Genomic DNA, 6,864 nt, shown 5'->3' with positions numbered 1-6,864 from the left:
CCATAGTCACTCCTTAAAGATAGGTCTAATCCTATCGCTTAATAATTGAGTGTCCGTTTTAAAAGGGGGCTATTACAAAAAGTAGTGCGGAGAAATTTAATTAGGAACACTACTTTGAGTGCTTGTCCGTCGCCTAATTTTCATCAGCATGACATAAATCACAACTCTCAATTAGAGTTACGATTGTATTCAATGGCAATGATTTCCCACTCATTCTGGCTCACTGAAGTATTCACAGAAATTACGTCTCCCACTGATTTACCAAAACATTTCAGAGCTATCGGAGCACTGACAGAAACGTAGTTTTTATTGCCATAAATTTCATCAGGCCCCACAATTCTAAAGGTCAGTGTTTCGTCGTTCTCGTTGATTAATGTAACCCAAGCACCAAAATAGGCTTTGCCTTCCTGAACTGGGTTGTACTCTGCTACCCTCAGCTTGGACAGACGATCTCTAAGGTAGCGGACCCTGCGGTCAATTTCACGAAGTCTTTTTTTGTTGTACTGATAGTCAGCATTCTCAGAACGATCACCGAGGCTTGCTGCCCATTGAACTATCTTAGTGACTTCGGGGCGCTCTTTACGCCAGAGGTTATCGAGTTCTTGCTGTAATTCAGCAAGGCCTTCAGGTGTGATGATGTTGGTATCCATAAATTACATGTTATTCAGTGCTTTATTTACAGCATCTACCGTTGCGGCTTTAAGTACGACAGTGCCGTTGCCATCAATGATTTCACCATACTCTGAGATTGAAAAGTTCCATTTACCTATGAATTCCTCTGAAATGATGTATTCCAGCGCACGACGTTCCAAATTATTGAGTTTACTGTCTTCGTCAAGCGAGGCATTCTGATAGTCTCGAACTTCAATACGGGTTCCGGGCGGTACAAACTCTCTGAGTTTTTTATTAGCTGCGGCTAGCTCTGAAGCCTGTATACGCGCAAGTAACTTGTGCTTGGGATTCTGAATTTCTTCAATCCAATCATCTTTTGTTTTAGTCTCCAGACGAGGCTTATCATCAAGGTGTTGCTCTTCAAATGAACGCAGTAGTGCTCGATATTGCTCTCCAGTCTTATTCCGTAGGCTTTGGGCTTTAGGAACCCCCCTTTTGAAGCCAAGTCGACAGATAGTGGCTACAGAAAAATCATGTACGCCTCGTTGCTCTTGTTCAGTGCAGATCTCATAAATGGCATCCAGTGTCATACAGGCTTTTTGTGATGCGGTTTCTTTGAGTTTTTTTAGCAATTCATCAGGTTTCATCACGCTTCCTTACAACACAACTGGTATGGCTTTTTTGGTAATCAATTCTATTTCTGAAGGTTCTATTTTTTCTGAGCCTACAAGATCAGTGAGTTTCAGTTGACCGTCAATCAGTTTGTTAACTTTCTCCCATGACTTTAATCGTGCTCTAAATAGCGCGACAAGTTGGTTGCCAACCGTAAGCTGTTCTTCCTTAGAAAGCATGAACAAGCGAGGGGCAACTTCGTTAAAATTTGCCATCCGATCAAGCATTTGTGAACGAGGAAATATTGCCCGAGAGGGATTGCTGCTTTCATAGATCGTTGCGTTTTCGCAGACTTCTTGGAGTTGCTGGAAATGTGATGTTTCATCAAGTTCGATATGCACTTCGGAGTCCGGCATTTTGATAAGAGCTAGGTTTGTTTCGTTTGACGCAATCTGACCGTTAGCAACAGATTGAGATAATTGGATCAGCTTGTATACTGCTTGAAGATCAGACAGTAACATGTCCATTTTTTTTGCTGCACTTTCATATTCAGACTCTAATTTGCGGACTTTGAATTCAAGTGAAGATCTATGACTAGAATCAAATGTCTTTTGCTTCAAAGTTGCCATGTACTCCCGACGATCCAGATCTTCAAGCTTATGATTGATTACAGCAATTTTCTCCTGTAATTGTTGACAGATCTCGGACTGATTATTAGCTTCCAGAAGAATTTCGTTGGTGATGGAGAGTAAACCACCTAGGTAAACTGGCCCGGTTATAAAATGGCGGCAACGAATGCAATTTTGAAATCCAAGATATCCCGAAGGAGTGGGACTGTATACTTGGGTGGCACCGATTTCTTCACCACCATCATTACAGCGTGTCGCTGCGAAAGGGCAAATACCGTAATCGCGAAATACATAGTTACCTGCAGGAACATCATTAGTTAGTGATTGCAGCAAGTCCTGATTGGCACCAACGAGATTATTCATGACCGACTCTATATTGTTTTGTTCTATGGCAGCCTGAGTGGCTTCAGCTTGAGATTTAAGAGCTTTTTTTTCGGCCTCTTCAAACCTTTGCCGGATGTCTCGCTGTGTAACTTTACAATAGTAGATAGACATAACAATGGATGAGTGCCCTACAACCTTCATTACAATTTCCACTGGCATACCCATGTCCATGATATATGCCGTAATTAGGCTTACCCGCATGGAGTGTGGCGTGTACTTGGATTTGTAATTTGATAGGCGGTAGGGGCTTCCATTGAGTACCGCCAGTTTGAGGCTTGATGGCTGTATATGAAACAAAGCGGCAGCCAATCTCATAGTGAGAGCCAGACCTGGATTTTTGGGTTCAATATCGTTAAAAGCCCGGAATAGAAAACAGTTCACACCCTTGGCTTTAAGCTGTACCTCATTCAGGTTGGTTCGAACACAGCGAGTCCAAGGTGTTGCTTCTCTGATTGGGTTATATTTTTCCTGCCATTTCCGGAGTCTAACCAACCAGTAAGCGAGATCTTCAGGTATCCATGGAATTGAATAACCTGTGCCGCTATTACTGGTCTTGTTTGTCGTGACGTACATACCCAGATTTTCATCTGGAAGCATTTTAATAAAGGACTGAGCTTTTGTTGTGTCAGCAAGAGAACTAGTGTTTTTGACCCATTTAATGGAGCCTTTATCGTCAAAGTCTGCAATATACTTGTCACCTTCACCAGAATCATTATACGCAATCTGCCGGCCTCTCAGAGGTACTTTTGTAAGGGCAAATGTGTGAAGCCAGTCAATCGGTGACCACATGAAATATTGGTTACCTTGTATTCGAACTACACAGTCAGGATCAGAGTGGTCAATAAGGCTCTTAGGTACTTTTATCCAGTCGGTGTCGAATTTTTGCAGATGAGCCAAATCACTAAATGTCTTGGCTCCGTCAGAAATAATCCATTCTTGAGCCTTTCGGACAAAATAGTACTGAAGACATGGCTTGGTTGACTCGGTCCGGTTAGGTGCTGTGACACTTTTATCTTCTGCCAGAAGCTGAAAAGGGTTTCTGGCATCCATAACACGAATTATTTCGCCAGTTTCCTCGTCTTCATCAGTCAGATCGTTACTTATGACGTAATTCAAAAACTCGTTAACAGCGACAATGACGTTTCTTCTGAGGTTGTCGGTGGGAAGTTTTTTTAACTCCTCACGAAAAGGTCGTATATTTACTCGTTTTTTGGTCAACAATTCTTGCGGCGATGGACTTTTGTCATGTTTTTCAACATACATTCTGATGAATCTGCAGAGATGATTGAGTTTCGTTCCACCACCATAGGCTTGCTTCATGAATTCTGAGATCTTATCTGCCCAGAGTTTGAACTGGGGTGGTATGTACTCTGGTTTGAATGGCTTCTCTTTACCACAGAAATCGAACCAGTTTTCCCATTCATTACCGTACGCAGTTTCGGGGGCGACCGGGTAGCTTGAGTCATCTAGCGATTTTATCCATGAAGTATATTCACGTTTAGAGCTAATTTTTAGTGACTGAACTTCCTTCTTGATCTCTTTGTATGGTTTGATTTGTGGGATGTCAAAAAACTCTGAGTAACTGCTCCACTCATTTCTGAAAATCCTTTCAGGGTGAGCGGGAAGCTCAGAAATTTCTTTGTAACGCTTTCTGTATTCAACAGTGTTTTTGATGCCATGTTCTTTACATATTGCTTTGAGCTCTGCCAAGTTCGATGCTGTCGTGGCTGATGTGAAGAAAGTTGTCTTCTTACCGGAGTTCATTTCTCGGACTGCCTCATTTCGGTTCTGATGTCTTCGCTTGTCGGTTTTATGTAGACAAGGCATGAGTTTGGGCTTTTATGGTGCATTGCTTTCTGCAACTCAACTTGGCTCAACCCCAATTTTCTAGCCCGATAACCATATGCATGCCGATGACCATGTTCTGTAGTGCCAAACTCTTTTTTGCATTCAAGGCCAATGCGCTCTACAGCCCGTTTGTGGCGCCTTTGAAAGTTTTTAATTGTCTCTGGCTCTCCATGATCATTGGTGAAGGCGAACGGATGAATGTTATCGGGTTCAACTCTTTGGTATTTAAGATAGTTCACCCATACACTCAAAAACTCTTTTGCTTTTTGTGTAGGGTTAAAGATCACCTCAAAATAGCCATCTTTACTGGTCATGAGTGGGTTTTTCCAGCCGGCGTATAAGCGTTCAGTAAGTCTGTATGTATTTCTTGGCTTATAGGATGTTTCGGAAAGGAGGTATTCAGCACGATTCTTATACTTAGGATCTGGTGATCTGCCATAAATAGGATGATAAACCCGAACTAGTGCTTCATCAGGGTAATTGGGGTGGATTGTTATGTCGGCAGTGTAGATATGGAATATCTCACTTTTCCTGAGCCCTCCATAGTTCAAAAGCATTGTAATAGCCTGCGAACGGTAGTCAGGCTTTCCTCTGGCCATGAATCCGTCATGAACCAAACTTTCAATCCGATCTTCAGGAAAACGTTCAGCTTTATCATTGCTGATAATAAGCTGAACGGGCGTATAGATTAGTCGTTTCCGAGTCGCAGCCTTTTGAGCTTTTGAATATGAAGAAAGGTGGTTAAGGAAAACATTTGCATGTTTGTGATAGTAAGCACACCAGTTCATGCGTTCTTCCCAACTCGTTGCCTTACGAAAAGGATTGATTCGACCCTGATCATAGCTTTCCTGCATAGCCAAAAAATCAGTGTAATGAGTAACGTGGAAAAGAATATTATTCGCAACCGTGAGATCCCTCGGTTTCCAGAATAACTTAAGGGGATCATCACTAATTTGGTGGTTAATGGTCCCCGTTACCAATGCCTCTGTGAAACCCTTTAGAAGCTTTGTCGCTTTATCGATATATGGCGCTGCTTCAATATAATCAATTAGCAGTCTTAATGCATAAATGGACTTTTCTCTCCATGAGTCACTTTTCTCGGAATACCAGGCCAAATATCTCAGGTGTGAAATCAGGATCCCATTACGAGTGTATACAGCAGGGAGTTGATGGCAATTAGCGCTTGCTATGTCTGTATATGTGATGGCAAGTTTTAAAGTGTGTTTCATTGATATGATATTTAGTACAAGGTTATCTTCATAATCATAAGTATCAAAACTAACAACTTAAAGAGTAATTTACTAGTGAAATAGTATGATTTATATTGGGGTTCTAATATATTTACCGTAAAAAAGAACTCAGAGAAATAGATCGGCGTATTCGCTATCTGCAAAAACGTATTCCCGACCTGTTGGTAATAGATCGTATTCCGGATAATCCGGATGCAGTGTTTTTTGCTGCATACGTAACGCTGTTAAAGGATGATACGGAAGAGGTTCAATACCGGATCGTCGGCCCAGATGAGATTGACCACGCCAAAGGTAATATCAGTGTTGATTCACCTTTGGCGCGGGCATTATTAAAAAAACAGATTGATGATGAAGTCATCATCCAAGTTCAGGACGGTGGCCATCGTTATCTGATTCTGGACATTAACTATTAATTTGCCGGCTTAATCCGGTAAATTTCGCCATCATCGGTTGACACATACAACCAGCCTTCAGGGCTTTCAATCACATTTCTAATGCGCTTATTCATTGACCGTAAATAACGTGTTTCATCGACAGCTTCATTATCTTGAATTTTGACTTGGTTCAGATGCTGTAACGCCATCGCGCCGGAAAACAAGTCACCTTGCCATTCTGGAAAGGCATCACCTTGATACTGGACCAGACCACTGGGGGCAATTGAGGGTATATAGACCTTTTGTGGGTTTTCCATACCTTCAACTTCTTTGCCTTGGCCGATGGATACTGGGGCGTAATATTCTTTGCCATGCGAAGCTTCAGGCCAACCATAGTTCTTGCCAGCTTCAATCAGATTGATTTCATCGCCACCACGTGGACCGTGTTCAATACCCCATAGTTGCTGAGTCTCGGCGTTATAAAACAAACCTTGCGGATTACGATGCCCATAACTCCAAATTTCCGGTAGCGCTTTATCGTCGCCGATAAAAGGATTGTCTTGAGGTACGCTTCCATCTAAATTAAGTCGCAATACCTTGCCGTTATGCCGTTGTAGATCCTGAGCCATATCGCGTTCACCACGATCTCCGATAGAGAAAAACAGATGACCCTGCTGATCAAAAACAATCCGACTACCGTAATGCTGGCCTTTGCTGGTGCGTGATTGGGTGACTATTAAATCCTTCCAATCAGCTAAAGCATTGCCATCTAATTTTGCACGGGCGAGTGTAGTTGCGCCCTGGCCATCTACATCTTTGCTATAGGTGAAATAAATCCAGCCACTATCAGCATAATCAGGTGATAAAGCGACATCCAGGAAACCGCCTTGGCCTTCGGCTTTAACTGCTGGAACACCGGTTATCTCGGTAGAATCGCCAGAATCGAGATTCACCAGACTCAACTTGCCATCACGTTGGGTGACCAGCATTTTGCCGTCTGGCAAAATAGCCATTCCCCAGGGAATACCCAAACCTTCTGCCACTTTATCTATTTGCAGATTTTTGTCTGCTGTACTGGCGGCATGCGATGGTATAGCAATGGTCCATACCGATACTGCAAGCAGTATGCTCATTAGTTTCATCTAACTGACTCCT

General features: G+C 42.5%; 6 protein-coding genes. 1 reads left to right on the top strand and 5 read right to left on the bottom strand.

Annotated elements, in window-relative coordinates:
• Positions 1-167: 167 nt before the first annotated feature.
• The 4 genes from greB to gmtY are packed head-to-tail and all read right to left on the bottom strand — an operon-like array spanning position 168 to position 5,314.
• Positions 168-650: a transcription elongation factor GreB gene (greB, locus tag ACN0V2_RS08710; protein ID WP_417550419.1), complete on the bottom strand. Its 483-nt coding sequence runs from the start codon at positions 648-650 to the stop codon at positions 168-170.
• A gap of 3 nt (positions 651-653) precedes the next feature.
• The gene (gmtX, locus tag ACN0V2_RS08705; protein WP_417550418.1) at positions 654-1,259 is read right to left on the bottom strand and encodes a gamma-mobile-trio protein GmtX; all 606 of its coding nucleotides are present in this window, start codon (positions 1,257-1,259) and stop codon (positions 654-656) included.
• Positions 1,260-1,268: 9 nt separating this feature from the next.
• A complete protein-coding gene (locus tag ACN0V2_RS08700) occupies positions 1,269-4,001 on the bottom strand; it encodes a VPA1269 family protein (RefSeq protein WP_417550417.1) in 2,733 nt (910 codons plus the stop codon).
• On the bottom strand, positions 3,998-5,314 hold the full coding sequence (gene gmtY, locus ACN0V2_RS08695; protein ID WP_417550416.1) for a gamma-mobile-trio recombinase GmtY: 1,317 nt from the start codon (positions 5,312-5,314) through the stop codon (positions 3,998-4,000). The genes ACN0V2_RS08700 and gmtY overlap by 4 nt, the downstream gene beginning before the upstream one ends.
• Positions 5,315-5,496: 182 nt before the next feature.
• Between gmtY and ACN0V2_RS08690 the strand changes: the two genes are divergently transcribed.
• Positions 5,497-5,748: a GreA/GreB family elongation factor gene (locus ACN0V2_RS08690; RefSeq protein WP_417550415.1), complete on the top strand. Its 252-nt coding sequence runs from the start codon at positions 5,497-5,499 to the stop codon at positions 5,746-5,748.
• On the opposite strand, the gene ACN0V2_RS08685 is transcribed toward ACN0V2_RS08690, so the two are convergent.
• Complete coding sequence (locus ACN0V2_RS08685) at positions 5,745-6,851, bottom strand: PQQ-dependent sugar dehydrogenase (protein WP_417550414.1); 1,107 nt, start codon at positions 6,849-6,851, stop codon at positions 5,745-5,747. The genes ACN0V2_RS08690 and ACN0V2_RS08685 overlap by 4 nt on opposite strands.
• Positions 6,852-6,864: the final 13 nt, after the last annotated feature.

The sequence above is a fragment of the Methylophaga sp. genome, from assembly GCF_048266885.1.
Classification (GTDB): Bacteria; Pseudomonadota; Gammaproteobacteria; order Nitrosococcales; family Methylophagaceae; genus Methylophaga.
The sequence above is the reverse complement of the archived record's forward strand: the minus strand, read 5'-3'. Positions and strand labels throughout refer to the sequence as shown.